This window comes from Cloacibacillus porcorum, from assembly GCF_001701045.1.
GTDB lineage: Bacteria > Synergistota > Synergistia > Synergistales > Synergistaceae > Cloacibacillus > Cloacibacillus porcorum.
In genome coordinates, this window is the sequence record NZ_CP016757.1 from 3,477,220 (window position 1) to 3,503,512 (window position 26,293).

Sequence of the window (26,293 nt, forward strand, 5' to 3'; positions counted from 1 at the left end):
ACGCAAGCGTATCAGCAATAAGCATCATCTAACATCTAAATTGGAACGAAGGGAAGTGCGTGAAATATGGGCAAAAGACTACAGCTTGATTATGTCAATGTTCACGACGTTCGGTTCGGCAGTGAAACATCTCTGGCGGACGGCGTCCTCACTATCAACAAGGAGGAGCTGCTTCAAACAGCGGCAAGCGACCTGTTCGGTTCGCTCGATATCCAGTTGGTAAGGCCCGGCGAAAGCTGCCGTATCCTCGGCATTCACGATGTCATGCAGCCTCGCTGCAAGGCCGACCATCCGGAGGAGTCCTATCCAGGCATATGGGGCAAGCTGGCTCCGATGGGAGAGGGACGTACAGTAGCCCTGAAGGGAGTCGTCGTCTCCGATATCTACTACGCGAAGTGCAATATCAAATATTACCTGGACATGGGGGGCCCCTGCGCCAAATACAGCAACTTCTCAAGGCACTTCCATATCTGCCTGGACGCGACGCCGGGCGAAGGCGTTTCGGACGCGAGCTACGCTGAGGCGCTGAAACATGCTTCGCTGGCGATCAACGTCCATCTCGCAAAACTGGCGATCAACATGAAACCGGATGAGAGCGAAGTCTTTGAGCGCGAACCCATTCCGGCAGGAAAAAAACTCCCCAAAGTCGCCTATCTGGTTACGCACATGGCCTCGCACGATACGTGGAATTTCCTTTACTACGGGCAGAGCGCCCTTAACTTCCTGCCGATCGTGGTACAGCCCACGGAGATCCTTGACGGCGCGATGGTCTGGCGTTACTGGGAACCTAACTATTATCTGCAAAACGAAGTTTACATCAAAGAACTTATGAAGCGTCACGGCAAAGATCTTGAATTCGTCGGCGTCGTCTTCGCCAATAATGTGATGAAAATCGACGCAAAAGACACCATGGGAATGATCGCGGCCACACTGTGTAAAGATACGCTGCAGGCGGACTGCGTTATGCTCAACAAATCCGGTATGGGCCACTGTCAGCTTGATTCGGCGCTGACATTCAACTGGTGCCAGCGGCTCGGCATGACGACTGTGCTGAACCTTTCGGCTGTCTCCAACGACCAGCCGGGAGACATGCTGGTTATCGCGGACCCGAAGGTAGACGCAGTCATCAACAGCGGCAGGAACTGGGATCTCGACCATCCCCGGGTCGAACGGCTTGTCGGCGAAAAAACAAACGTCCCCTGTCTGCTTGGAGTAGATCCATGGGGCCCCTTTAAGCATACGACAAATTTCTGCTATCAGGGCATATGGTCTCAGCTCGGCGATTACTATATGACAACTGACAGCGACATCAGGCAGGAGGTGCAGAAAAATGACTAAAAAGAGAGTTGTTCATTACATCAACCAGTTTTACGCGGGGATGGGCGGCGAAGATACCGCAAGCGTAGGCCTCTCCGAAAGAGACGGCGCCGTCGGCCCGGGAGCGGCTCTTGCTCTGGCGCTCGGCGATGATTATGAGATCGTTAAGACCATTATTTGCGGCGACAACACCATCGCGGAGCATACGGAAGAAATCCTCCCGCAGATCGTAAAAATAGTAAGCGACGCGAAGGCCGACCTCTTCGTCGCCGGTCCCGGATTCAACGCCGGACGTTACGGCCTGGGCTGCGGCGCCACCACGGCCGCGGTCACGGAACAGCTGAATATTCCCGCCGTAACAGCGCTCTATGCGGAAAACCCCGGCACGGACCTTTACAAAAACCGCTGCTATATCCTCCAGAGCGACAATAACGCGCGCAATATGACGTCGGTCATAAATCAGATTGCCGGCTTCGCAAAGCGCCTGATCGCGGGCGACGCGATACAGGACGGCAAAGCGGAGCGTTACCACGGCAGCGGACCGGCAGTCGCCATTGATTACGCCATTCCGGCCGCGGAGCGCGGTATCAATATGCTGCTGGCAAAGCACGACGGAAAGACATACCGTACCGAGGTCATCATGCCCAACCACGAAGAGATACCGATCCCCTCTCTCAGCAAACCGCTTTCACAGTGTAAGATAGGGCTGGTCACCGACGGCGGCCTGGTTCCTGCCGGCAACCCGGACAATCAGGTCCCGACAAATTCCAAGGCATACAAGCGCTACTCGATCGACGGTATGGAAACTCTGGACGCGAAAGACTGGGAGGTCAGCCACCAGGGATACAATAACGCCTTCGTACTTCAGGACCCCAACCGGCTCGTGCCGGTCGACGCCCTGCGCAAGATGGTAAAGGAGGGCGTGATCGGCAGTCTGGACGACGTCTTTTATTCGACGGCGGGAGTCATGACCCCGATGGAAAAATGCAAAGAGTTCGGTGAAGGGATCGCCAAGGCGCTAAAAGAGGCCATGTGCGACGCCGCGATCGAGACCTCTACCTGAGGCACGAGCAGTCGTGGCGGGTCCATGATCACAAAAGAAATCCAGCGCGCCGGAATTCCGGTAATCCAGGTGACAAACCTGACGAAGATCGCGGAAGGAATGGGCTCAAACCGTATTCTCCGCGGCAACAGCGTCCTTCATGTATTTGGCGATCCAACCCTTCCTCTGCCCAGCGAAAAAGCCTACAGAGAAAAAAGAGTCGAGCAGGCCCTTCACATGCTCGAAAAAACCCCTCCTGAGGGACAGCATGCCATAATCGAAGAATAACCGGTACGGCAAAGATACCGCAGACGTTTTCAACCGCCGCCAGCGGAAAACCACCGCGGCGGCGGCTTTTAAGAAATTGGCCGCTGTGGCATTCACACAAAAATAAAAAAATGTCTGTATATAGGTATAAAGTCGCAGAATGTTATAATACAGAATGTTATAATGCAGAATGTTATAATTTTGTTATCGATTGAGGAATGGCGCCGGGAGAAGGGACTCGAACGTTATGCCAAAAACAGAGATTACGAAGGCTGCGCTGGGCTCCTGCTTGAGAGAACTGATGGCGCAGAAAGGACTCAGCCAGATAACGATCAAAGATATTACCACTAAATGTGGGGTCAGCAGGAATGCCTTTTATTACCATTTTCGTGATAAATACGATCTGATCCATTGGATCTTTTATTCCGAGACCCTGCCCGTAATCAATACCTTCTCCGATCCGGACCGCTATCTGGATGGTTTTGTCTGCCTTTGCAAATATATGCTGGAAAACCGTGAATTTTACATGGAGGTCTTTCATTACGTAGGACAAAATTCCCTCTCAGAATCGCTTGTAGAATCATACTTTGAGCTGATGAAAATACACATCCTCACGGTATATGCTCAGATAGGATACAGGCTGGGAGAAGATGAACTGTATATTTTGGCCCGCCTTGAGGCGTACGCCTACGTGGGCATCATCATGGAATGGGTCAAAGGCGGCATGCATGAGAACTACATGATCTATTTTGAAAAGCTGAAAAAGGTCAAGACCGGGCTGACCTTCCCTCTTGAGCCAACAGAAATGACAGAGTATACTGTAGCAAAACAGGAATTCGATCTGAGGAGAAAGACCATATAATCCTTAAATTAGTTTTCTGACCGACAGAGAAACGACTGGCCAGGCTTATTATCGATAAGATACAGTGATAATCGTTCTGGCGTTAGACAGATTGCGAGGAAATTACTTTGCCTAAACAATATGCGGATATTGTATGGAATCCGGCACATCACAGAAGTAACGGAGAGAAACAGCCGGCAGTGTGCGGTCTCCAGGATATTGACTACCAAGTTCCCGCCGCAGTCAGGGGAATCGACATGTTGCTGGCTAAATTTCGCGGAGAATCCTACCGCAGCGAAGTATGTATCTCTCCGTCGCAGGAGGTGCCTATGCCAACGCTGTCTAAAAAATTGTCTGAGGCAAAGATCGCCTTTGTGACGGACGGCGGGTTGGTTCCACGCGGAAATCCCGATAACATGACGCCTGTCGGTTCCGATAAGTTCTGCATTTACTCCTTCTTGGGAAAAGATACTTTAATGCCCGAGGAATACGAGGTGAGCCACCAGGGCTACGACAATAAATACGTGACGGAGGACCCCAACCGCCTGGTACCGCTTGACGCGGCACGCAAAGCAGAGACGGCCGGGCGCATCCGCAAAGTATCCGACACGTTCTACTCCACCGCCGGCGTAATGGTCTCCGTCGAAAACAGCCAGGAGTTCGGCCGCAAAATCGCAGTTTCCCTGCGTGAAAGTGAGACCGACGGCGTGATCCTCACCTCAACCTGCGGTACAAGCTCCAGATGCGGCGCCTACATCGCCTGTGAGATCGAGCGCGTAGGCATCCCCGTCGTACACGTCACCAACCTCACTCAGATATCAGAATGGGCAGGCTGCAGCAGGATTCTTAGAGGGAATAACATCAGCCATGTATTCGGCAGGCCGGAATTACCTCCTGAACAGGAATATGAATGGAGAGAGCGGCTTTTTAACAAGGCATTGGAACTGCTGGCGTCGGTACCGGACGACAACTCCTGCCTGATAGTAAATATGGAGCAATAATATAATTATCCGATAAAATAGCCTCATATAACACATCTGCCAAAAGAAACCGCCAATTCCCCGTCCATCCTTTATGCTATATAATGGCAAGGATGAAAGCGGGGAATAAATTTTGGAATTATTCAGCTCTATACCACTCTTCGGAAGTATCGCCAACGCTCTTTTCATAGTATGCGGCGCACTCGCGGGGCTGCTGCTCCGCAAAAAGATCCCGGCAAAGATAATGGAGCTGCCCGTCCAGGGCATGGCGCTCTTCGTGGTGACGCTCGGCGTCGGCATGGCGATAAAGACGCAGCAGCCGCTGGTGGTCATCGCAAGCATCGCCCTCGGCTCGCTCATCGGCGAACTGATGAATCTTGAGGGCGCGCTTGAGGCGGCGAGCATGAAGCTGGAGAAACGTATTGGAGACGGCGCGAAGGGCTTCTCCACCGGCTTTATAACGACAAGCCTCATCTACTGCACCGGCTCGATGGCGGTGCTTGGCGCCTTTGAAGAGGGGCTCGGCGGCTATCCTTCGCTGCTTCTCGCGAAGGGGCTCATCGACGGCCTCACCTCCGTGGCGATGGCCGCCTCGCTCGGCTTCGGTGTGATCTTCTCCGCCGTTCCCGTTTTTCTCTATCAGGGGCTGCTGACCCTCGCCGCCGGCTGGATACAGCCCTTTATGTCCGAAGCCGCCGTCACGGAGATGAGCGCCACCGGAGGGCTCATGCTCATGGGCATCGGCATCAACCTGCTGGGTTTTATGAAGATACGCGTGATGAATATGCTCCCCGGCCTTGTAGTCGCGGTCATACTTGTAAGGTTATTTTTTTAGGCTTTTTTGTTCATAAAACCAAATAGTTCTTTTCTTCCCTAAGTTTTACGTGGAAATTATGTGAATTCTATAGTATTTTCTGGAATTCACAAATATAACCTTATTTGTGACCCCTTTACGGGAAAACTAATCAGGAATACAATATCTATGTAAGATAAAATTTGTCCGTAGGGATATAATTTTAACGTTACCGCCCGACGAGGGCAAATATACTAAGGGGGTTTTTTGTATGGCCGTACAGAAACGTACTTCCACCAACGTACTTCTTGACACAGCGTTGAAGAATTTCTATGCAGCAGCAGAGGAGATGGGACTTGAAGACGGTCTCGTCGAGGTAATGAGCCGCCCCGAGCGCGCTATCTGCGTCTCGATCCCTGTCCAGATGGACGACGGTTCAGTAAGAGTTTTTAACGGTTATCGCGTACAGCATTCAACAGTCTGCGGACCCGCCAAGGGCGGACTTCGCTTCCACCCCGACGTCAACCTCGAAGAGTGCGAAGCTCTCGCCAGCCTTATGACCTGGAAGTGCTCGCTCGCCGGTATCCCTTACGGCGGAGGCAAGGGTGGAATCTCCGTAGATCCCTTCGAACTCTCACCGCGTGAGCGTGAGACGATGACCCGCACCTTCGCGGCCCGCATCGCCCCCTTCATCGGCGACTGGACTGACGTTCCCGCTCCCGACGTCAACACCGGCGGCCCCGAAATGGTCTGGATCATGGACACTATCTCCAAGCTCCGCGGCCACCTCGAGCCCGGCGTAGTGACCGGCAAGCCCGTAGCCTACTGGGGCTCAAAGGGCCGCACCGCGGCAACGGGACTCGGCGTCGCAACCTGCATTCTTGAACTGCTCAAGACCCAGCATATCGACCCGAAGGATGCCACCGTCATCGTACAGGGCTTCGGCAACGTCGGAACCTACAACGCCCTCTTCCTCCAGGAAGCCGGAGCTAAGATAGTCGGAATCAGCGACATCACCGGCGGCTACTACAACCCGAACGGTATCGACGTCAAGGCGGCGAAGGCATACGTTGAGAAGCACCCGAAGCGTATCCTCGACGGCTATGAAGAGGCTGGACTTGTCAGAATGGACGGTGAAGCGATCCTCGAGCAGGAATGCCTCGTTCTTTCACCCTGCGCCCTCGAAGGCGTCATCAGCGACAAGAACGCCGACAAACTCAAGTGCAAATACATCGTCGAAGGCGCGAACGGACCTATCCGCCCCGAAGGCGACGCGATCCTTGACAAACGCGGCATCCTCGTCGTTCCCGACTTCCTCGCCAACAGCGGCGGCGTTATCGGTTCATACTTCGAGTGGGTACAGGACCTCGCCGGATTCTTCTGGACAGAGGAAGAGTACAACAACCGCCTCGTCCCGATCATGAAGGACAACTTCAAGAGAGTTTGGGACTACGCTCAGGAGCACAACGTGAAGATGCGCCGCGCGGCCTTCCTCGTCGCCATCAAGCGCGTTGCAGACGGTCTCAAGATCAAGGGCTTCTTCCTCTAATAGAGGACCGCTCTTACAATAAGCGACAGATAACAGGCGGCGCGGCCCTTCGGGACTGCGCCGCTTTCTTGACATCCGCACGCCGACGCCATATCTTTATACGGTCCCGGCGGCGGTAATTTTTATAAAAGCGCCGGGCTCGACACCGGGAGGCGGGCCGGCCCCCGCGAAGAATACCTTGGGAGCGTGCGGATGGGAGATCTCTTACGGCTTTATATCATATTTTTAAAAATCGGCGGCGTCACCTTCGGCGGCGGCCTTGCGATGTACCCTATCCTGCACCATGAATTTATTGAAAAGCGCGGCTGGATAACGGAACGGGAGCTGACGGACTACTACGCCATCGGGCAATGTACGCCGGGAATAATCGCCGTCAACGTCTCGACCTTTGTGGGGAATAAGAGGAGAGGCCCTTTAGGAGGCATCATCGCCACCCTCGGCTTCGTCACCGTGCCGCTCGTCCTGCTGATCGCGATAGCCGCCTCGCTGCGCAGCTTCGCGCAGGTCCCCGTCGTCCGCAGCGCCTTCGCCGGTATCCGCGTCTGCGTATGCGTGCTGATCGTGAACGCGGTGCTGCGTCTCTGGAAAAACTCCGTCGTCGACCGCCCGACGCTGCTGCTCTTCGCGGCCGTCTTCGCCTTAAGCGCCGCTTCGGCCATTATGCCATTCTCCGTCAGTCCCGCCGTGATCGTTCTCGCCTCGCTGTTATTCGGCGTCGTCTGGCAGCGGCGCATAAGGGGTAAAAAATGATCCTCCTGCTGCGGCTCTTCTATGAATTTTTCAAGGTCGGCCTCTTCGCAGTCGGCGGCGGACTTGCGACACTGCCCTTTCTTTACGCGCTCTCGTCTAAGAGCGGCTGGTTCACGGCGACCGATATCGCCGATATGATCGCCGTCTCCGAATCCACTCCGGGGGCGATTGGGGTAAACATGGCGACCTTCGCGGGCTACCTGACCGGGGGAATCCCCGGAGCGGTCCTCTCGACCGTGGGACTCGTACTGCCCTCGATAATCGTGATCCTGCTGATCGCGAACCTGCTCGACAACTTCCAGGAGCGCACCGTCGTCAAAGACGCCTTTTACGGCCTGCGCCCCGCCTCGATCGCGCTGATCGCCGCCTCGGGAATCAACGTCGTCGCCGTAACCCTGCTGGACCTCGATAAATACCGCTCTACGGGTGCGGCTGCGGACCTTTTGGCCTGGAAGGCGATCCTCTTAGGCATCGTCCTCTTCGCGGCCCAGAAGAGGCTGAAATGGAGTCCTGTGGCCTTCATCGCCATCTCGGCGGCGGTGGGAATAATCTTTAAGTTCTGAGCTTAAAGAGGCTATATTTAACATCTACTCTCTTTTATAATGTATTTCAAGATAAATCCGTAATATTTATAATAAAAACAGAAAATCCTCATAAAATCTCCATATTTAAGTTGTATATTAACTGCCAGAGACGTTACGGTCAGCGGATAATAGCAATTTGAGAATGATTTACAATGACGGCTTCAGCGGTACTTGCCGTCACCGTACCCACCGCAGCCGAACAACGACAGTTCAAGCAGTGCCGACGCATTGACAGCGGGAGCGATACTTGGCGCGGTGCTGACGACCGTCGTCAACAACGCAGCCTCAAATTAGGAGGAAGTAAATGAAAAAAATCCTGTTCGCGGGGCTCATTTTGATAATGATCGCGACGGTCTGCCTTTCGGAGACCGCCTTTGCGGAGAACTTAACCGAGGTTGACCGGACAGAGAGAAACATCGCCTGTCTCGGCGTCGGTTCGGTCCAAGACTGATACCGTCTACGACTGCGGAACGAGAGGAATCGAGGCGAACTAATTTTCCCCTCAGAGCTGGCGCGCCATCCCCGATAAGACGCTCGGCGCGATCGTCTATGACAAGATCATGGAGCCAGGTAAATAACAACGGCTTTTCAATATTACTCATTCACAAACACCCCTTCTTCAAAATGGCCGGACGGAGTCTCTCCCTCCGGCCATTACCTTTCGTTTTCGGCCCTTCGCCCCTAACATCATAGTTTTGTTTTATCGAATCATATATTCTAATATTTCTAATTTTTTAAACTAGCCTCTAACGTTAAAATACTTACAGCGGCTACGAAACGGCAGGCTGTCCGTTTATGCCACAACAAAATAATACGGGGGTGTTTTACATGATCTACGGGGAGAAGCAGCTGGAAGAGGAGGCGGTCAGATATACCACGGCCCGCATGTGCGCGGCGGCGCGCACCGCCCCAAAGGGAAACGGCGTCGACAATATCCTGACGGCCGTGCTTACGGGAAAAGATAAGGAGGCGCTGGCCGATAAGATGGACGAGATAGGCGCGCGTGACTTCGGGAAGGAAAAGGCCGCGGTCTGGTACGGGAGAGACGCCGCCAATATCAGGGCGGCCCAGGCCGTCGTACTGATAGGGGCGAGGGAGTCATACCGCGGCGTCCCGCACTGCGGCCTCTGCGGATTCGGCGGCTGCGGGGCCTGCCAGGAGGCGGGAGGCCGCTGCGCCTTCACATATATTGACCTGGGGATCGCCGTATCCTCCGCCGCGGAGACCGCCGCCCTGGACAAGGCCGACAACCGCATCATGTTCTCCGCGGGGCGGGCCGCCGAAGAGGCGGGATATTGCGGGGACAATGTGCGCTGGCTCGGCATTCCCGTCAGCCTGTCGGGGAAAAATATCTTTTTTGACCGTAAAAGGCAAAGTGAGGCCGCTTTAGTCCCCTGCCCTGCGTGAATATGGAATATCTACCGGCGGCGGGCGGACCAAAGAGGCCGGACTTTGCCGCCCGCCTCCATCTGTCTTAAAGCGTATCCTTCATCAGGAGAATGAAACGCTCCATCGCGGGGCTCATCCATTTGTTTTTATGAAAGGCGCAGAGGACGGAGATGCGGCGGTCCCTCATCTTCGTCTCTATCTCATGCAGCTCGCCCTTCGCCAGCTCATCTTCGACGGTGAAACGCGGCAGGGCGGCTATACCGATGTTGCTCGCCACGCTGCGCTTGATCGCCTCCACGCTCCCCAGCTCCAAGACCCCGTTCAGAACGATGTCCCTCTCGGAGAGATAGCGCGAGCACATGATATAGTAGACATTGTCCCTCTCCGCGGTGATCAGGCTCACGTCTTTGCGCCGGTGCTTCGTAATAAAGTCCCGCTCGCGCAACTCTGGAGAACATACCAGCGCGATCTCATATTCGGCTATCTTCTCGCTGTGGATACTATTGTTATAGCCACCGACATCGTAATGAAAGCCGCAGTCGACCGCTCCGCTCAATATCTGGTCCCTTATGACAAAACAGTTGTGCATCTGCAGACTCAGCCTCACGCGCGGGACCTCCTCGCGAAAGCGTTTCAGCGCCCTCTGCGACTTATAGGTCAGGAGAGTCTCCGGCATTGAGACCGTAAGCTCGCCGCCAAGATCCCGGACATCCTTGCCGTATCTTTCGATGCTGGCGACCTCGTCCAGAATCGCATCTATATGCGGCAGGATCTCCTTTCCCGCCTGCGTGACCGCCATCTTCCGACCGATACGCTCAAAGAGCTTGACAGAGAGCGACTGCTCAAGCTGCTGTATCTGAAATGTGACCGTGGACTGCGAAAAGTTCAGCCGTTCGGCGGCGTTTTGAAAGCTGCCCTCGTCAATGATCGTCTTAAAGGTCCGAAGGTATTTCAATTCCATCGCGTCGACCTCCCTAAATAGTTTAATTTTATAGAACTATACCCTCTAATATTTCTAATTTTTTAATTCTAATTTTCATTGTAATATACAGCGAGCCAGGAGATAAATCAAGGCCAGTCCGGCTCCGGGGATGTCGCTGCAGTTTGTCAATATAAAGATCATCCTTTTCGGCATCACGGCGATGTCATCCTACATCCTGCCCTATTACCGAAGTTTGCCTGCCGTCACAGGCTTCATCCTTATGCTCGCGGCATCCGGCTTCATTGGAAACTGCTGCTGGGCCGTCTTCGGCGCGGCTTTGAACGCCTCTCCTTCACAGCGGGCGGTTAGGCAATTTCTGACCGCCTATTACTTTTTATTTAAAATCATTTCAAAAGTTGACAAAACTATTAGCTTATGCTAACCTTAGCGGCGTAAGTAAGTTAGTGGTATCTAACCACTTTGTATGAGACGGAGGTAATAACTATGATGCCTTTAATAATGGCCGACGCCGGTATGGTTTACGGAATCAAGAGGATCGGCGGCGAGGGCACTCAGAGACAGTTTATTGAGGGACTTGGCTTTGTCCCCGGAGCCGAAGTCGTAATAATATCAAAAAATGCCGACAATCTCATTGTCAGCATCAAGGGCTCGAGAGTCGCGATAAATAAAGACGTCGCCCTTAAAATCATGATTTGACAAGGAGAGGATCAGTTATGAAAACTCTGAAAGAGACAAGGCCCGGTGAATCCGTCAATGTCGTAAAGGTGCACGGAACGGGCGCGCTGAGACGGCGCCTGCTTGACATGGGCATCACCAAGGGAAGCCGCATTGACGTACTGAAGATGGCTCCGCTCGGCGACCCGATCGAGGTCACGATACGCGGGTACGAGCTCTCTCTAAGGAAGTCCGAGGGAGAGATGGTCGAGGTAGAGCCTATTATTTAAAGCTATGCGTGGGATTGTGCGTCTTACGCATTTTTAAATCTTATTCAGGTTAGTTTTTGCTAACCACAGGAGGAATTGGCATGATCAGAAAAATTGCTCTCGCCGGAAACCCGAACAGCGGCAAGACGACTTTATTCAACGCCCTCACAGGCGCCAACCAGTCGGTCGGCAACTGGCCGGGCGTCACGGTGGAAAAGAAAGAAGGGGTCCTTCGCGGTAATAAAGAGGTAAGGATCATTGACCTCCCCGGCATATACTCCCTCTCTCCCTACAGCCCCGAGGAGCGCGTCGCCAGGAATTACCTTAGAGACGAGGCGCCTGACGCGATAATCAACATCATCGACGGCAGCAACCTTGAGCGTAATCTCTACCTGACGACGCAGCTCGCGGAGCTCTCCATTCCGGTCGTGGCGGCGATCAACATGATCGACGTCGTGAAGAAGAGGGGCGAATCGATAGACTGCGCCAAGCTCTCCAAGAAGCTTGGCCTCCCCGTGGTCGAAATCTCCGCCCTCAAAGGTACGGGAATCGACACACTCATTAAAGAGGCCTGCGCCGCCGCGGAGGAAAAAACAGCCCCCGTGTCGAAGCGGATCTTCCAGGGCTCCGTTGAAAAGGCGCTCGCGGAGGTAGAGATGGCCTTCGCCGACACCCTGCCCGCCGACCGCATCCGCTGGTACTCCATAAAACTCTTCGAGGGCGACCCTGAGGTGCTGGATGAGCTGAAAGACAACACTCGCGGCATCGAGAGGGCGGCCGCCGTCAGAGAACGCTGCGAGGCGGAATATGACGACGACGCCGAGAGCATCATCACCAGCGAAAGATACGCCTACATCACCACGCTGATCAAGGAGTCGCACAAGAAACAGAGTGGACCGCGCCTCACGATGACGGACAAGATAGACGCCATTGTGACGAACCGCGTGCTGGCGCTGCCGATATTCGCGGCGGTCATCTTTGCGGTCTATTACATCTCGGTGACGACCGTCGGAGCCTTCGTAACCGACTGGACAAACGACGTCCTCTTCGGCGAGATCATCCCGCCGGCGGTCGAAGGGTTCCTCGCGGCGCTGAATGTGGCCGACTGGCTCCAGAGCCTGATCCTAGACGGGATCATCGCGGGCGTCGGCGCGGTGCTCGGCTTCGTGCCGCAGATGCTCGTCCTCTTCGCCCTGCTGGCGGTCCTCGAATACTCCGGATATATGGCGCGCGTCGCCTTCATCCTTGACCGGATATTCCGCCGCTTCGGCCTCTCCGGCAAGTCCTTCATCCCGATGATCGTCGCCACGGGCTGCGGTGTCCCTGGCATCATGGCCTCGCGCACGATAGAAAACGAACATGACCGGCGCATGACGATCATGACGGCCACCTTCATGCCCTGCGGCGCGAAGCTGCCGATCATCGCCCTCATCGCGGGAGCGCTCTTCAACGGCACCTGGTGGGTAGCCCCGAGCGCCTACTTCGTCGGCATCGGCTCAATAATAATCTCCGGGCTGATCCTCAAAAAGACCGCCCTCTTCGCGGGCGAGAGCGCGCCCTTTGTCATGGAACTTCCCGACTACCACATGCCATCCCTCTTCAACGTCATAAGCAGCATGTGGGAGCGCGGCTGGAGCTTCATCAAGAAGGCGGGAACGGTGATCCTCCTCTCAACGATATTCGTCTGGTTTACCTCCAGTTTCGGCTACGCCGACGGACACATCGTGATGGTCGAGGACCTTTCGGACGGCTTCCTTGCCTCTATCGGACGTTCAATCGCCTGGATATTCGCGCCCCTTGGCTGGGGTACCTGGCAGTCCGCCGTCGCCGCCTTCACGGGACTTGTCGCTAAAGAAAACGTCGTCGGCACCTTCGGCATCCTCTTTGGCTTCGCCGAGGTCTCCGAAGAGGGAGAAGAGATCTGGCGGCAGCTTGCGGCCCACTACACGCCGCTCGCGGCCTATTCCTTCATGGTCTTCAACCTTCTCTGCGCCCCCTGCTTCGCTGCGATGGGAGCAATCAAGCGCGAGATGAACAGCGCGAAATGGACCTGCATCGCGATCGGCTACCAGACCGGCTTCGCCTACGCGATGGCCTTCATCGTCTACCAGCTGGGTCTGGTCGCAGAGGGCAGGAGCGTCACCGTCTGGTCAATACTCGCCGCCGCGCTGCTGCTCTTCGGGATCTACCTGCTGGTGCGTCCCGCTAAGAAAAATTACTCTATAGATGGAAAAGTTCGTCCGGCCAGCGCAAACTGACCAATAAAAAATTAGGAGGGTGATTCTCAGATGATTGCCACAATTGTAATAAGCATACTCCTCTTCGCGGCTGTGGTCGCGATCCTGATGAAGATAAACAAAAACAGGCGCGAGGGCAAAAGTTCCTGCGGCTGCGGCGGAAGCTGCGGAAGCTGTGCCGGATCGCCCCTCTGCCATCCGCCAAAGAAAGAAGTCAAATAAGATAGACAAGGTTTCTCCCAAAACCCTTCTATAAAACCCACACCACACACAAAGCGATGCCCGCTGCCTTCGAAGAGATTCGGAGGCAGTTGGCGCGCTCCTCCCGCTAGGCGGGAGTCCACCTATCGTAAGCACCGGCAAAGATACCCCGCGACCATACGCAGGAGGTATCCAGGCCTATCGGACAGACATACCAGCGCCGCGGAGACGCGGCCTCCAACGCTGGGCCTTTTTCCTTTATACCGGCCGCATACGGACGGACAGTCTCGCCCTCTGCCTTCAACAAGGCACAAAAAAGCGCCCCGCTCTTAACCGGCAGCGGGGCGCTCTCTTTCTAATAACTTATACAGCTGCTAGAGGTTCGTCACATTTGCCTTCGCGAACCAGTTTTTACCCTCGACAAGGCGCGAAATCATCAGCGCGGAGCAGGTGTCGCCCGTAGCGTTGACCATCGTCGCCGCGGGGTCGACGAGGAAGCCGATCGTCGCGATGATCGGGAAGGCCTCGGGCGGAAAGCCGTAAAGGCTGACAATAAGCATCTCGCCAACCAGACCGCCGCCGGGGATGCCGGAGAGAACGACGCCGGAGAGCACCGCCACCGCCACCGCCGTCGCCATCGTACCGAGACTCGTGAAGGGCAGACCAAAGATGCCGAAGAGGAAGGCTATCTTGAGGATGCCGGAGAGGCAGGAGCCCTCCATATGGGCCGTCGCGCCTATCGGCAGCACGATCTCGCTGATATCGCGCGGAATGCCCATATCTGAGGCCGCCTCAAGGTTGACCGGCAGCGTCGCCGTACTGCTGCCTGAGCCAAGAGCCATGAGCGCCGGCGCGATTATCTTGCTCCAGAAAACCTTCACGCCGCGTCCCTCTGTGGCCCACCAGGCGTAGATGGTAAAGGCGATGAAGAAATATCCGAAGGTGGCGACATGATAGACGACCATCGCGCGGAAATAGGCTCCCAGCAGCTGCGGGCCGTAGTCACCGACGAGCGTCGCGAAATATGCGCCGAGACCGATCGGGGCGTAATACATGAGATACTTGACCATCTGCAGCATCGCGTCGGCGACGACGGAGATGCCGCGTCCGATCGCGCGTCCCCGTTCGCCAAGCGACTGGAGACAGAAGCCGAAGAAGATCGTGAAGAGGATCAGCGGCAGCATCGCCCGGCGCGAAAGCAGATTCACAAAGTCGTCGGTCGTGAAGGCCTTGACTATCTGGTCCGGCGTGCTGAAGGCCTGTATCTCGCCCGCGGCCTCCATCTGGATATTGGCGCCCTGCGCCGGCGGGAAGAGCGTGACGGTAATGAGCATCAGGATAGCGGCGACGGCTCCCGTGACCAGGAATACGACGACCAGCGAGCGCATGACCTTTCCAAGACGCTCCATCGAAGACATCGAGGCGACGGCGCTGCAGATCGTCGTAAAGACCAGCGGCACGACCACCATAAACATCGCGTTGATAAAGAGGTCCCCAAGCGGTTTGAGCACCAGGGCGTCCTTGCCCATCACCGCGCCGATGACACAGCCGATCGCGATGGCGCAGAGAAGGATTATCGGGAAGCGGTACGCCTTCCACAGACTGTTTGATTCTGACATAAAAAAGCACTCCTTTCAATATATCGTACTGATAAAGCAATCTATCTGCATAGCCATACAAGCCTGACTTATACGGCTTTATACTCGCGAAAAAGCGCGGACTTATATCACAATTATACTATATCTTGTATTAAAGTAGTGATGTATTAGCCATTACATCACTCATCAGACTTCACACCAAATTATACCCCATATCCGGACAAAAACACCGGCGAATAAGGCGGATATCAGGGTAAACGTATCGGCAAAAGAGTCAGAAGAAATATAAATTGGGAGAGGGAAAAGATAAACGGCGATTTAGCTTCTGCCCTTGTAGCCTCCCTCTCCGAGGCGGCCAGGGAGCCGAAATCTTTGGTAAATCGCTGTTTATCTCTTCGCCCACCCGAAGAAAATCGGTTTTGCAAAATTCACATGATAGTAGGAAAATCGGCGCGAAGAAGTGCCGTAGGCTAGATAAGCCGGTCTCTGAGTACCGGAGCCGTATTGCTCATACGGTGAGGACACTCAGAGACCGGCTTATGACGCATACGGTGCTTATTCACGCCGATTTTGATAAACGCCTATTTATCATTTGCCCTATCGAAGATAAACCTGCGCAGCATCACGGAGGCGGCGATAAAAGTCAACGCCTCCGCGGCCACAAACGAGAACCAGAGTCCGCGCATCCCGAAGAGCCAGGAAAAGAGGGCCGCCAGCGGCAGAACCAGCAGAAAGGCGCGCAGCGAGGAGATGAGAAAACCGCGCTTCGGCATCTCCGCGGCGCTGCAAAAGGCGGCGGCCACGACATTAAGGCCGCCGAAAAAGAAACCAGCGAAATAGATGCGCAGCCCCTCCTCCGCATAGGCCGCGAGCAGCGCGTCGCCCGCGGAATTAAAAAGTCCGGCGACCTACCGCGCCCAGACGAATACCGTGCCGTAGGCCAGCGAGGCGACGGCCAGCGAAAACGCCGCCCCGTATAACAGAAGAAGGCGGCAGCTATGCCCGTCGTCCGCGCCGCGGCTGCGGCTCACGAGCGGCTGCATCCCCTGTGCGATGCCGACAAAGACGGCAAGTTCCACTAGCGCGAGATTCGCCACGATGCCATAGGCGGCGACGCCGGTGTTGCCGGCCATCGCGAGGATCATCAGATTAAAGGCCGCGAGCGTGGCGGCGGAAGATAGCTCCGTCACCATCGAAGAGAGCCCCAAAGGGATCATCTTCGCGACCGCTCCGGCGCGCAGCCGCCGCAGGGAGGGTCGGAAGGAGCTCCGCCGCAGGACAAAATGCAGCGAGAGCAGCGCGAGGCTGATCATCGGAGCGATCGCAGTGGCAAGGGCCGCGCCGAAGAGCCCCCAGCCGAAGGGAAAGATAAACAGATAATCGAGCGCGATATTGGAAAGACTGCCGGTCACCATCGCCGCCATCGCGAGGCGCGGGCTGCCGTCGTTGCGGACAAAGGCAAGAAAGATATTATTCATAATAAAAAAGAGCGAAAACGAGAGAATCGTCCGCAGATAACTCCTCGTCATCGCAAAAATCACCTCATCCGCGCCGAGCAGCCGCGCGATGCCGCCGCTGAAAAAGAGTCCCGCGCCCGTGAAGATCACCGCGAAAAAGAGGCCGAGCGCCGCCGTGGAGGAGAAAATCTCCGTGCGCCGCTCCCTTCCCGCGGCAAACGAGAGCGAAAAGAGCGTCGCGCCGCCGATACCGGCCATCAGCCCGGCGGCGTTCATGAGACTGTAAACGACGATCGCGAGATTCAGCGCGGCGAGCCCCTCCGCGCCGAAGGCGGCGGCCACAAACCAGGTGTCGGCGAGAATATAACAGGATATGCCGACCATCCCCATCACGCTCTGCGAGACATATTTGACAAAGGTCGGAAAAAGCCTCTTCCCCATAAATAAACGTCCCCTTAAAAAACAAAAATCCGCGCAAAGACTCATCCCTTCTAAGGCCTAACGGCATGAGTCCCGCGCGTCTAAAAACACGCCACCCGGCGGCGGCATGATACGCATTCTATTTTTCACGGCTTATATTCTATCACAAAAAAACCGCCGAAAATACGGCGGCATGGCGCGTGTTACCGCCGCGTCTCTATGCGGCTCAGCCGCGCGGCGGCGTATTTTACAAACCGCTTGACTGCGGGAGAGGCGTTTTCCCGCGACAACAGCGCCATCCCAAGAACGATCTTCTGCGGAGGCTCAAGGGGAAGTTTCACTACGTCGCACTGCCAGTTGCGGGTGATAAGCTCATTCATGATGCTTATTCCCAGCCCCTGCTCGACCATGGAGATAGCCGCGAAATTTTGCAGCGTGGTAAATTGTACGTTCAGCTCCAGACCGTTTCTCTCGAAAAGGGCGGCGACATCGGCATCACGTCCCAGAGCCGGCATGATGAAGCTCTCTTCGTGACAATTCCGCAGCGGATAGGACTCCGCCGTCGCAAGAGGGTGCGTCTTCGGCAGCACCGCGAGCATTTCATCCTCGGCCAACGGTATCCAGTCGTAAGACATCGGCTCCTTACGGCTCAAAAAGGCGACATCCGCTCTCTTCTCCTCAAGCCACTGAACTATTTCCTGCCGGATACCTTCCATAAGCTTGATCTTGATCCGCGGATACTCCTCCCGAAAACCCTGAATCACTCCAGGCAGCCAGTGCGTCGAAATGCTGGGATAGGTGGCGATCGTCACCTCGCCTACCGACAGGCCCTTTATCTCCGCCGCAATCTGATACATACGCCCCTCGTGAGCGATAAAATCCCGCACGGCGGGCAACATCCGTTCACCGTCGGCAGTCGGCGCTACCCCCCTCTTGCTCCGCAGAAGAAGGGCAAACCCAAGGTCGCTCTCAAAGGCCGTCACCAACTGGCTTACGCCGGATGGCGTGTAACCGAGTATCTCCGCCGCCTTTGAAAAGCTGCCGGTCTCCGCGGAGGTCAAAAAAGCCTTGCATCTTGCGCTCTCCAACACGACGCCTCCTTTTAAGTATTTCTAAAAATAAATATTACAAAACATAGTTTTACTTTATATTATAGCCTCCATATAATGATATTGCAAAGGCCTGACGGGGCCGGCAAAGAGAGGAGGAAACGATCATGAAAAAGGCCAATCTCTACGGCATTACGGCAGCCATCAGTTTATTAGCGACGGTTATTTTACGTTACCTCTGGATAACAATCGGCAATGGCAAATCAACATCGCTTGCCGTATCAATGTTCGCATTCTGCGCGCTCTTCAGCTTTGCGGTGGCCGGGATCGTCACAAACGGATGGTCGATACGGCGGCATCTCTAAAGTTTTCCTCACTCGCCGCGCAAAAGAGTCTGCGCGCTGCGGCAGGTTCGTAAAAAACAACGTGAACATCGATATCCTTTCCGTACTTAGCTACAAAGATGCCATCTTGACAGACTAAGCCGCCGCACGACAATCCGCGGCGGCTTGACATTGCAGCCTTCCACACAAAGCGACAATGTGACCTCCCCTCTTTTCACCTTTGCAGAAGCGGCAAAAGGCGGTAGACTAAACGACGGCAAAGGAGGAATGCCCTGATGACGCAAGAACTTCTTTCAAAACTGAGCGGAGGCCTCTCCCCGAAGCAGCCGGCTCATTTCGTCCTGCTCGCTACCTCCCTGATTATCGGCGCGACGCTGATCGGGCTGCTCTTCCGCGCCCTCGGATTCCCCGAAACGAACATCGTCATCACCTACATTCTCGCGGTGCTGCTCGCGGCGCGCTTCACGCCCGGCTACCGCTGGGGTATCGCCGCCGCCTTCGTCTCGACCTTCACATACAACTTTTTCTTTACCATCCCCCTATACTCCTTCGCCGTCAGCGACAGCTCCCACATCATCACCTTCGCCATCATGACGATCACCGCCTCGATAACCAGCGCCCTCACCTCCAAGGCGAAGGCCTCCGAGGAGGAGGCGCGGCGGCGTGAGGCCGAGGTGCTTATGCTCTACAGCTTCACCAACAGGCTCAGCAACGCCTTCACCCCACACGAGATCGCGGGCGTCGCCGTCAACACCATACACAGCTTCTGGGGCTGGCAGGCAGCCTGCCTCTGCTTCAACGGAGAGGGACGGCCCGAGGAATCCTATATCCAGCAGATCGGCGAAGACACGCCGATCTGGCGCAGGACTGAAGAGCCGCAGCGGGTGATGAATGAAATGCTGCAGCTGCGCAGCGCCTACCTCGCGGGAGACGAATTCTTCGACTGGCCCGTCTACAGCACGAAAAAGCTGCTTGCCATCGTCCGGATACCGGCTCCCGACGCGCGCACGATAACCGACGACCAGCGCCAGGCGCTGCACTCCGTCATCAAAGGCGTCGCGCTTGCGATGGACCGCTACGGCAGCGCGCGGGCGCGGCTCAAATCGGAGGAAGAGGCGGCGCAGGAGCGCTACCGAAGCAGCCTGCTGCGCGCCATCTCGCACGACCTGCGCACGCCGTTGGCGGGAATTATGGGCACCGCGGAGATCCTCATGGAAAGAGAGCGCAATGACCAGCAAAAGTCGGCCCTCGCCGCGGCGATCTACAGCGACGCGCAGTGGCTGCACGACATCGTGGAAAACGTCCTCAGCCTCACAAGGATACAGAGCGACGCCTCCGTTATAAAATACGAGCCCTCGGCGCTGGAAGAGATCGCCGAGGCCGCGCTGAACCATGTTAAACGCCGCCTCGAGGGACGCCGCCTCGAAGTACGGCTGCCGGACGAACTGCTGATGGTAATGGCGGACGGACGCCTCATCCAGCAGGTGCTCGTCAACCTCCTCGACAACGCGGCAAAACACACGCCGCCGGGAAAGAGGATATCTCTCTCGGCGGACCGCGTCGGCCGAGGCTATGTGCGCGTCACGGTAGAGGACGAGGGCGAAGGCGTTCCGCCCGAGGACCTGCCGCACATCTTTGAAATGTTCTATACTTCAAAAAAACGCTCCTCCGACGTGAAAAAGGGCATCGGCCTTGGGCTGCCCATCTGCGAGGCCATCATCAAGGCCCACGGCGGAACGGTATCGGCGGAAAACATCACCGGCGGCGGCGCGCGCTTCAACTTTATGCTGCCTCTGGCAAAGGACGGTCAAAATGACAAGACGCATTCTGATAATTGAGGACGACAACCAGATAAGAAACTTCAACTGCTTCGCCGTTGAAAACATGGGGCTCGACTATACCGCCGCCGCCAACGGCGCGGAGGCGATGGCGAAGCTGCTCTCCGAGCGGGTGGACCTCATCCTGCTGGACCTCGGGCTGCCCGACATGGACGGCATGGAGATCATAAAAAAGGTGCGCGAATGGTCGGAGATGCCGATCATCGTAGTATCCGCGCGCGACCAGGACAAAGAAAAGGCGGCGGCGCTTGACGCGGGGGCCGACGACTACCTGACCAAACCCTTCTCCGCGACGGAGCTCTCGGCGCGTATCCGCGTCGCCCTCCGTCACCTGGAGCGCCACGGCGAATCCCCCCAGGAGACCGTCAAGAGCGTCGGCGGCCTCAGGATCGAACTTGACCGCCACCTCGTCTACCTTGACGGCGAAGAGCTCCACCTTACCCCGATGGAATACAACCTGCTCGCGCTCTTTTTCCGAAACATCGGCAAAGTACTCACCTCGGCCTACATCATCAGGCAGGTCTGGGGCGCCGGTTACGGCAGCGACACGCAGTCGCTGCGCGCGCTGATGGCGAGCCTGCGCCGCAAGATAGAAAAGAGCCCCGCGCAGCCGCGCTACCTGGTTACCGAAGTTGGCGTAGGTTATCGCCTAGTCGACGAGTAAATCGGCGTTTATAAGCACGATTTGCGTCATAACTTTGGGCTCTGGCATCCTCGCCGTATGAAGATACGGCTCCGGTTCCAGAGCCCAAAGTTATTTAGCAACTCGCACTTCTAAACGCCGATTTCCTTGGGGCGGGGAAAAGAGATAAATTGCGATTTATCATTTCCATTATCGAAGGTAAGTAACGGTTTAGCTTTTGACTTGCCCTTTTAGCCTCCCTCTCTGAGGGAGGTGTCGGCCGCCTGCTTTTGGCGGCTGACGGAAGGAGTGTTGCTCTGTTTGGCACGGAAACCGCGCCAAACAGAGCCCGCGGCAAAAGCCGCGGGAGAACCAAAGGTCAATTCTCCCTCAGTCTCGGCGAAAAAACATCGCCGAGCCAGCTCCCTCACAGAGGGCGCCTTTAAGGGCAAAGTCAAAAGAAAGGTTAAACAGCTATTTATTTTTTACACTCTCAAAGCTAAACCGCTATTTACCTCTTTTCCCACCCAAAGGAAATCGGCGTTTAGAAGTGCGAATAACGAAATGACTGGGGGCTTGGCAAGCGGAGGCGCACTAAAGTGCGGTGAGCATTGCCAAGCCCCCAGCCATGAAGTTAGTCGTGCTTATAAACGCCGATTTCTCACAGGATTTTCACATCCAGACTAACTCTCTCACATCGCTTTCACAGCTTTTTCTGTAGAATCTGCCTCACAAGATGACAAGGGAGGCTGCAAAGATGCACCTGATCGTAATAGCAAGCGGCGTTATCGCCTGTATATATTTCTTCTGGCTGTGCTACACATTGCTGAAAGACGACAATTCATAAGTCCGAGAAAAAAGACAACTCATTAGGAGGAAATGACGATGGCTGAAGAAAAAACCACCGCGACCGGCGATAAGGGACTGGCGGAGCTCTGTTCCTATATAAAGAAAAGCATCATGAGCAGAAAGTACGACCACGCCGAATGCGCGCTGCGCATCGCAAAGGCGATGGAGAGTTACCCCGACGCGGCGGAGCCGCATAACCTGCTCGGCATATTGTTGGAGGAAAGCGGCGACCACTGCGGTGCGATGCGGCACTTTCGCGCCGCCTGGGCGCTCAATCCCGGCTATCGTCCGGCGCATTTCAATATGGAAGCTTCGGGGAGCTTTTTTGTCGAGAGCCCCAATATAAAAAGGTATGCCTTCGAGGACTGCGACTGCGGTCCCCGTGAGGATGAGATCCCGTCTAAAAAATCAAACGGGATGTCGGGTAAAATTTTCAGGAAAGAGGATGGAAGAGCATGAGTTCCGTGATACAGTATGTCGCCTATGTCGCAATTCTCGTGGGGATCGCGCTGCCGCTCGGCAGCTATATCGCCAAGGCGATGAACGGCGAGAGGGTCTTTCTTTCGCCGCTCCTTGTCCCCTGCGAGAACGTGATTTACAGGATTCTCGGCATCGACAAGGATGAGGATATGGGCTGGAAGCTCTACGCGCTCTGCGCGCTGGCCTTCTCGGCGGTCTGCCTCGTCGGTCTCACCGCGATGCTGATGCTGCAGGGTCATCTGCCGCTCAACCCGCAGAGGCTCCCCGGCCTTAGCTGGCACCTGGCCTTCAACACCGCCGCCAGCTTCGTCACCAACACAAACTGGCAGGCCTATTCGGGAGAAAACACTCTGAGTTATTTTTCCCAGGCGCTCGGCCTGACGGTACAAAATTTTGTCTCCGCCGGCGCGGGGATCGCGGTGCTCTTCGCGCTGATACGCGGCATCGTAAGGGTGAAGTCGAAAGGTATCGGCTCCTTCTGGACGGACATCACGCGCGCCGTTCTCTATGTGATGATCCCGCTCTCGCTGGTCGTCGCCGTGGCGCTCGTCTCCCAGGGTGTGATGCAGAATTATCTGCCCTATGAGACGGTGGAGCTGATGGAGCCGGTCACGCTCGAGGACGGCACCACGGTCTCGCAGCAGATCGTCCCGATGGGGCCACAGGCTAGCCAGGTCGCGCCAAAGCAGCTCGGAACGAACGGCGGCGGATACAACGGCGCGAACTCGGCAAACGCCCTTGAAAACCCCACCCCCTTCTCCAACCTGCTGGAGATGCTGGCACTGCTGATCATCCCCGTAGCGCTCTGTTTCTCATACGGCAGGGGCGTGAAGGACAGACGGCAGGGAAGGGCCATCTTCCTCGCTATGTTCCTCGTGCTCGCCGCCTCGCTGGCGATCGTCGGATACTGTGAACAGGCGGCGACGCCGCAGCTGGCTCAGGGCGGAAATGTGGATATCAGCTCGACGATGCAGCCGGGCGGCAATATGGAGGGTAAGGAGAGCCGCTTCGGTATCGCCAGCTCCGCCACCTGGACGGTATTTACGACCGCCGCCTCCAACGGTTCGGTCAACGCGATGCACGACAGCTTCACACCGCTCGGCGGCCTCGTGCCGATGCTGCTGATGCAGCTCGGAGAGGTCATCTACGGAGGCGTAGGCTGCGGCCTCTATGGAATGATCGGCTTCGTGATCCTGACGGTCTTTATCATCGGGCTGATGGTCGGACGCACGCCGGAGTATCTCGGCAAGAAAATCGACCCCTTCGAGATGCGCATGGCCGTCCTCGTCTGTCTCGCGACCCCCGTGGCGATCCTCATCGGCAGCGGTATCGCGGCGCTGGTGCCCTCGGTGCCCGCAAGCATGAACAACCCCGGACCACACGGCTTCTCGGAGCTGCTCTATGCCTTCTCCTCCGCGGGCGGCAACAACGGGTCGGCCTTCGCGGGATTCAACGCGAACACCCCGTTTCTCAATTCGGCGATCGGCCTCGTGATGCTCTTTGTACGTTTCGTACCGATGACCGCGACGCTGGCGATCGCCGGCAGCCTGGTGACGAAGAAGCACACGCCGGAATCGGCGGGAACGCTCTCGACCTGCAATATGACGTTCGTATTCCTGCTCATCCTCATCGTGCTGCTTATCGGCGCGCTCTCCTTCTTCCCGGCGCTGGCGCTGGGGCCGATCGTCGAGCACCTGAGAATGTTCTAGGGTTTTCTGAAAGGAAGCTGATCTAAAATGTCAGTCAATAAAAATATGCCCGGCTATTCAAGCGGCAAAATAGCGGCCGAGGCCCTCAAAGCCTCCTTTATAAAATTAGCGCCGGCCACGCAGGCGAAGAACCCCGTGATGCTGCTGGTCTACATCTCGGCGATACTCACCACGATCCTCGCGGCTCTCTCGCTGTGCGGCATAGACGACGCCCCCTTCGGCTTCACCGCGGGAATCGCCGCCGTGCTCTGGCTGACGTCGCTCTTCGCAAACTTCGCGGAGGCGATCGCCGAGGGACGCGGCAAGGCCCAGGCAGACTCTCTGAGGGCTTCACGCCGCGACGTCACGGCGCACCTGCTCTCAGACCCCAAGGATCACGACTCCTTTACGGACGTCGCCTCAGCGGCCTTGGGGAAGGGCGACCTCTTCATCGTACACGCCGGAGAGCAGATTCCCGCGGACGGAGAGGTGGTAGAGGGCGCGGCCTCCGTCGACGAATCGGCGATTACCGGTGAATCGGCCCCCGTCATCCGCGAAGCGGGCGGCGACCGCAGCGCGGTGACTGGCGGCACGACGATCCTCTCCGACTGGCTCGTTGTCCGCGTGACACAGGAGGAGGGCGAAAGCTTCCTCGACAAGATGATCGCGATGGTAGAGGGCGCGGCGCGCAAACGCACGCCGAACGAGATCGCCCTTGAGATACTGCTGATCGCCTTCACGATAATATTCGTCCTCGTGACGATGTCGCTCTACACCTTCTCCGGCCTCCTCGCCTCGGAGGAGGGCGCGGCCAACCCGCTCTCCGTCACGGCGATGGCGGCGCTGCTCGTCTGCCTCGCGCCGACCACCATTGGCGCGCTGCTCTCGGCGATCGGCATCGCGGGGATGAACCGCCTGAACCGCGCCAACGTGCTCGCAATGAGCGGACGTGCGATCGAAGCGGCGGGCGACGTGGACATCCTGCTGCTTGACAAGACTGGCACCATAACCCTCGGCAACCGCCAGGCGAGCGAGTTCATCCCCGTCGACGGCTGTTCCAAACGCGACCTCGCCGACGCGGCACAGCTATCCTCCCTCGCGGACGAGACCCCCGAAGGGCGCAGCATCGTCGTCCTCGCCAAGCAGGAGTTCGGCATCCGCGAACGCCAGCTGGAAAACGAGCGCCTCTCATTCATCCCCTTCAGCGCGGCGACGCGCATGAGCGGCGTGAACTGCAAAGAGGGCGAGATCAGAAAAGGCGCCTCGGACGCCATTCGCGCCTACGTTGAAAAGGCGGGCGGCCATTTCAGCGAGGAGTGCCGCAACGTCATAGACCGCGTCGCGAAGCTCGGTGGCACGCCGCTCGTAGTCGCCAAGAACGGCCGCGTGCTGGGCGTGATCTATCTGAAAGACATCATCAAGGACGGCGTGAAGGAGAAGTTCGCGGACCTGCGCAAAATGGGCATCAGGACGATCATGATCACCGGCGACAACCCCGTGACGGCGACCGCGATCGCGGCGGAGGCGGGGGTTGACGATTTTCTCGCCGAGGCGACGCCCGAGGCGAAGCTCGCCCTGATACGCGACTATCAGGCCAAAGGGCATCTGGTGGCGATGACGGGCGACGGCTCGAACGACGCCCCCGCGCTTGCCCAGGCCGACGTCGCGGTGGCGATGAACACCGGCACGCAGGCGGCTAAGGAGGCCGGCAATATGGTCGACCTCGATTCCTCCCCGACGAAGCTGATAGAGATCGTCCGTATCGGAAAGCAGCTGCTGATGACCCGCGGCGCGCTGACGACCTTCTCCATCGCCAACGACCTCGCGAAATACTTCGCGATCATCCCGGCGCTCTTCGTCGTCCTCTTCCCGCAGCTTCAGGCGCTGAACATCATGAAGCTGCACAGCCCGGAGAGCGCCATCTTCTCCGCGGTGATCTATAACGCGCTGATCATCGTGGCGCTCATCCCGCTCGCGCTCCGGGGGGTAAAATACAAAGAGGAATCCTCGGGACAGCTGCTGATGAGAAATTTGATGATCTACGGCGTCGGCGGGATCGTCATTCCCTTCATCGCGATAAAGATCATCGACATGATCCTTATCGGGACCGGAATCCTGGCCTAAAAGACCGC

At 56.5% G+C, this 26,293-nt stretch carries 25 protein-coding genes; 20 read left to right on the forward strand and 5 right to left on the reverse strand.

Annotation, left to right across the window (positions count from 1 at the left end; genetic code table 11):
- The first annotated feature begins 66 nt into the window (after window positions 1-66).
- The 10 genes from farE to BED41_RS15565 all read left to right on the forward strand — a co-directional run bounded on the left by farE (window position 67) and on the right by BED41_RS15565 (window position 9,530).
- Window positions 67-1,338: a fluoroacetate reductase subunit FarE gene (gene farE / locus BED41_RS15520; RefSeq protein ID WP_066748437.1), complete on the forward strand. Its 1,272-nt coding sequence runs from the start codon at window positions 67-69 to the stop codon at window positions 1,336-1,338.
- Entirely contained in the window at window positions 1,331-2,647 is a 1,317-nt protein-coding gene (gene farB / locus BED41_RS15525; RefSeq protein WP_463251686.1) for a fluoroacetate reductase selenoprotein subunit FarB, read from the forward strand. The genes farE and farB overlap by 8 nt, the downstream gene beginning before the upstream one ends.
- Before the next feature lie 226 nt (window positions 2,648-2,873).
- Entirely contained in the window at window positions 2,874-3,488 is a 615-nt protein-coding gene (locus BED41_RS15535; RefSeq protein ID WP_066748441.1) for a TetR/AcrR family transcriptional regulator C-terminal domain-containing protein, read from the forward strand.
- Window positions 3,489-3,667: 179 nt separating this feature from the next.
- Window positions 3,668-4,468 carry a glycine/betaine/sarcosine/D-proline family reductase selenoprotein B gene (locus BED41_RS15540; RefSeq protein ID WP_157102383.1) on the forward strand — a complete coding sequence of 267 codons (801 nt, stop codon included), beginning with the start codon at window positions 3,668-3,670 and terminating at the stop codon, window positions 4,466-4,468.
- Between the two features lie 112 nt (window positions 4,469-4,580).
- Window positions 4,581-5,282, forward strand: a complete 702-nt coding sequence (locus tag BED41_RS15545) for a DUF554 domain-containing protein (protein ID WP_084002524.1) — start codon at window positions 4,581-4,583, stop codon at window positions 5,280-5,282.
- A gap of 229 nt (window positions 5,283-5,511) precedes the next feature.
- Complete coding sequence (locus BED41_RS15550; RefSeq protein WP_066748447.1) at window positions 5,512-6,789, forward strand: Glu/Leu/Phe/Val family dehydrogenase; 1,278 nt, start codon at window positions 5,512-5,514, stop codon at window positions 6,787-6,789.
- 192 nt (window positions 6,790-6,981) lie between these two features.
- Complete coding sequence (locus BED41_RS15555) at window positions 6,982-7,539, forward strand: chromate transporter (protein WP_066748450.1); 558 nt, start codon at window positions 6,982-6,984, stop codon at window positions 7,537-7,539.
- Entirely contained in the window at window positions 7,536-8,102 is a 567-nt protein-coding gene (locus tag BED41_RS15560; protein WP_229712339.1) for a chromate transporter, read from the forward strand. Before BED41_RS15555 ends, BED41_RS15560 begins: the two co-directional genes overlap by 4 nt.
- A gap of 325 nt (window positions 8,103-8,427) precedes the next feature.
- Window positions 8,428-8,574, forward strand: a complete 147-nt coding sequence (locus BED41_RS16595; RefSeq protein WP_157102384.1) for a hypothetical protein — start codon at window positions 8,428-8,430, stop codon at window positions 8,572-8,574.
- Window positions 8,575-8,951: 377 nt separating this feature from the next.
- Window positions 8,952-9,530, forward strand: coding sequence for a ferredoxin domain-containing protein (locus BED41_RS15565; protein ID WP_066748452.1), 579 nt, complete (start codon window positions 8,952-8,954; stop codon window positions 9,528-9,530).
- Window positions 9,531-9,597: 67 nt separating this feature from the next.
- Here BED41_RS15565 and BED41_RS15570 read toward each other — a convergent pair whose 3' ends face one another.
- The gene (locus tag BED41_RS15570) at window positions 9,598-10,473 is read right to left on the reverse strand and encodes a LysR family transcriptional regulator (protein WP_066748454.1); all 876 of its coding nucleotides are present in this window, start codon (window positions 10,471-10,473) and stop codon (window positions 9,598-9,600) included.
- Window positions 10,474-10,938: 465 nt separating this feature from the next.
- On the opposite strand from BED41_RS15570, the gene BED41_RS15580 reads away from it, so the two are divergent.
- The 4 genes from BED41_RS15580 (at window position 10,939) to BED41_RS16265 (ending at window position 13,837) form a co-directional block, all read left to right on the forward strand.
- On the forward strand, window positions 10,939-11,151 hold the full coding sequence (locus BED41_RS15580) for a FeoA family protein (protein WP_066748458.1): 213 nt from the start codon (window positions 10,939-10,941) through the stop codon (window positions 11,149-11,151).
- A 17-nt stretch (window positions 11,152-11,168) separates the two neighbouring features.
- Window positions 11,169-11,399, forward strand: a complete 231-nt coding sequence (locus BED41_RS15585) for a FeoA family protein (protein WP_066748460.1) — start codon at window positions 11,169-11,171, stop codon at window positions 11,397-11,399.
- An 80-nt stretch (window positions 11,400-11,479) separates the two neighbouring features.
- Window positions 11,480-13,636, forward strand: a complete 2,157-nt coding sequence (gene feoB, locus BED41_RS15590) for a ferrous iron transport protein B (RefSeq protein ID WP_066748462.1) — start codon at window positions 11,480-11,482, stop codon at window positions 13,634-13,636.
- 30 nt (window positions 13,637-13,666) lie between these two features.
- Window positions 13,667-13,837, forward strand: a complete 171-nt coding sequence (locus BED41_RS16265) for a FeoB-associated Cys-rich membrane protein (RefSeq protein WP_084002525.1) — start codon at window positions 13,667-13,669, stop codon at window positions 13,835-13,837.
- A gap of 353 nt (window positions 13,838-14,190) precedes the next feature.
- On the opposite strand, the gene BED41_RS15595 is transcribed toward BED41_RS16265, so the two are convergent.
- The 4 genes from BED41_RS15595 to BED41_RS15605 all read right to left on the reverse strand — a co-directional run bounded on the left by BED41_RS15595 (window position 14,191) and on the right by BED41_RS15605 (window position 18,379).
- Complete coding sequence (locus tag BED41_RS15595; RefSeq protein WP_066748464.1) at window positions 14,191-15,435, reverse strand: dicarboxylate/amino acid:cation symporter; 1,245 nt, start codon at window positions 15,433-15,435, stop codon at window positions 14,191-14,193.
- A 560-nt stretch (window positions 15,436-15,995) separates the two neighbouring features.
- A complete protein-coding gene (locus BED41_RS16820; protein WP_229712340.1) occupies window positions 15,996-16,217 on the reverse strand; it encodes a hypothetical protein in 222 nt (73 codons plus the stop codon).
- 105 nt (window positions 16,218-16,322) lie between these two features.
- On the reverse strand, window positions 16,323-17,312 hold the full coding sequence (locus tag BED41_RS15600; RefSeq protein ID WP_229712341.1) for an MATE family efflux transporter: 990 nt from the start codon (window positions 17,310-17,312) through the stop codon (window positions 16,323-16,325).
- Between the two features lie 182 nt (window positions 17,313-17,494).
- A complete protein-coding gene (locus BED41_RS15605) occupies window positions 17,495-18,379 on the reverse strand; it encodes a LysR family transcriptional regulator (RefSeq protein WP_066748466.1) in 885 nt (294 codons plus the stop codon).
- Between the two features lie 128 nt (window positions 18,380-18,507).
- Here BED41_RS15605 and BED41_RS15610 point away from each other — a divergent pair, with 128 nt between their 5' ends.
- The 6 genes from BED41_RS15610 (at window position 18,508) to kdpB (ending at window position 26,285) form a co-directional block, all read left to right on the forward strand.
- On the forward strand, window positions 18,508-18,705 hold the full coding sequence (locus tag BED41_RS15610) for a hypothetical protein (RefSeq protein WP_066748468.1): 198 nt from the start codon (window positions 18,508-18,510) through the stop codon (window positions 18,703-18,705).
- A 254-nt stretch (window positions 18,706-18,959) separates the two neighbouring features.
- Entirely contained in the window at window positions 18,960-20,522 is a 1,563-nt protein-coding gene (locus BED41_RS15615; protein WP_084002526.1) for an ATP-binding protein, read from the forward strand.
- Complete coding sequence (locus tag BED41_RS15620) at window positions 20,497-21,186, forward strand: response regulator (protein WP_066748470.1); 690 nt, start codon at window positions 20,497-20,499, stop codon at window positions 21,184-21,186. Before BED41_RS15615 ends, BED41_RS15620 begins: the two co-directional genes overlap by 26 nt.
- A gap of 843 nt (window positions 21,187-22,029) precedes the next feature.
- Window positions 22,030-22,452, forward strand: coding sequence for a hypothetical protein (locus tag BED41_RS15625; protein ID WP_066748471.1), 423 nt, complete (start codon window positions 22,030-22,032; stop codon window positions 22,450-22,452).
- Window positions 22,449-24,182 (forward strand): potassium-transporting ATPase subunit KdpA, encoded by a 1,734-nt coding sequence (gene kdpA, locus BED41_RS15630; RefSeq protein WP_066748474.1) that lies wholly within the window; start codon window positions 22,449-22,451, stop codon window positions 24,180-24,182. Before BED41_RS15625 ends, kdpA begins: the two co-directional genes overlap by 4 nt.
- Before the next feature lie 27 nt (window positions 24,183-24,209).
- Complete coding sequence (gene kdpB / locus BED41_RS15635) at window positions 24,210-26,285, forward strand: potassium-transporting ATPase subunit KdpB (RefSeq protein ID WP_066748478.1); 2,076 nt, start codon at window positions 24,210-24,212, stop codon at window positions 26,283-26,285.
- Window positions 26,286-26,293 lie beyond the last annotated feature (8 nt).

Coding starts and splice junctions, on each gene's coding strand:
- farE (WP_066748437.1), top strand. CDS start 67: ATGGGCAAAAGACTACAGCTTGATTATGTCAATGTTCACGACGTTCGG.
- BED41_RS15620 (WP_066748470.1), top strand. CDS start 20,497: ATGACAAGACGCATTCTGATAATTGAGGACGACAACCAGATAAGAAAC.
- BED41_RS15610 (WP_066748468.1), top strand. CDS start 18,508: ATGAAAAAGGCCAATCTCTACGGCATTACGGCAGCCATCAGTTTATTA.
- BED41_RS15565 (WP_066748452.1), top strand. CDS start 8,952: ATGATCTACGGGGAGAAGCAGCTGGAAGAGGAGGCGGTCAGATATACC.
- kdpA (WP_066748474.1), top strand. CDS start 22,449: ATGAGTTCCGTGATACAGTATGTCGCCTATGTCGCAATTCTCGTGGGG.
- BED41_RS15600 (WP_229712341.1), bottom strand. CDS start 17,312: ATGGGGAAGAGGCTTTTTCCGACCTTTGTCAAATATGTCTCGCAGAGC.
- kdpB (WP_066748478.1), top strand. CDS start 24,210: ATGTCAGTCAATAAAAATATGCCCGGCTATTCAAGCGGCAAAATAGCG.
- BED41_RS15555 (WP_066748450.1), top strand. CDS start 6,982: ATGGGAGATCTCTTACGGCTTTATATCATATTTTTAAAAATCGGCGGC.
- BED41_RS15570 (WP_066748454.1), bottom strand. CDS start 10,473: ATGGAATTGAAATACCTTCGGACCTTTAAGACGATCATTGACGAGGGC.
- BED41_RS15595 (WP_066748464.1), bottom strand. CDS start 15,435: ATGTCAGAATCAAACAGTCTGTGGAAGGCGTACCGCTTCCCGATAATC.
- BED41_RS15535 (WP_066748441.1), top strand. CDS start 2,874: ATGCCAAAAACAGAGATTACGAAGGCTGCGCTGGGCTCCTGCTTGAGA.
- BED41_RS16595 (WP_157102384.1), top strand. CDS start 8,428: ATGAAAAAAATCCTGTTCGCGGGGCTCATTTTGATAATGATCGCGACG.
- BED41_RS15580 (WP_066748458.1), top strand. CDS start 10,939: ATGATGCCTTTAATAATGGCCGACGCCGGTATGGTTTACGGAATCAAG.
- BED41_RS15550 (WP_066748447.1), top strand. CDS start 5,512: ATGGCCGTACAGAAACGTACTTCCACCAACGTACTTCTTGACACAGCG.
- BED41_RS15585 (WP_066748460.1), top strand. CDS start 11,169: ATGAAAACTCTGAAAGAGACAAGGCCCGGTGAATCCGTCAATGTCGTA.
- BED41_RS16265 (WP_084002525.1), top strand. CDS start 13,667: ATGATTGCCACAATTGTAATAAGCATACTCCTCTTCGCGGCTGTGGTC.
- feoB (WP_066748462.1), top strand. CDS start 11,480: ATGATCAGAAAAATTGCTCTCGCCGGAAACCCGAACAGCGGCAAGACG.
- BED41_RS15560 (WP_229712339.1), top strand. CDS start 7,536: ATGATCCTCCTGCTGCGGCTCTTCTATGAATTTTTCAAGGTCGGCCTC.
- BED41_RS15615 (WP_084002526.1), top strand. CDS start 18,960: ATGACGCAAGAACTTCTTTCAAAACTGAGCGGAGGCCTCTCCCCGAAG.
- BED41_RS15625 (WP_066748471.1), top strand. CDS start 22,030: ATGGCTGAAGAAAAAACCACCGCGACCGGCGATAAGGGACTGGCGGAG.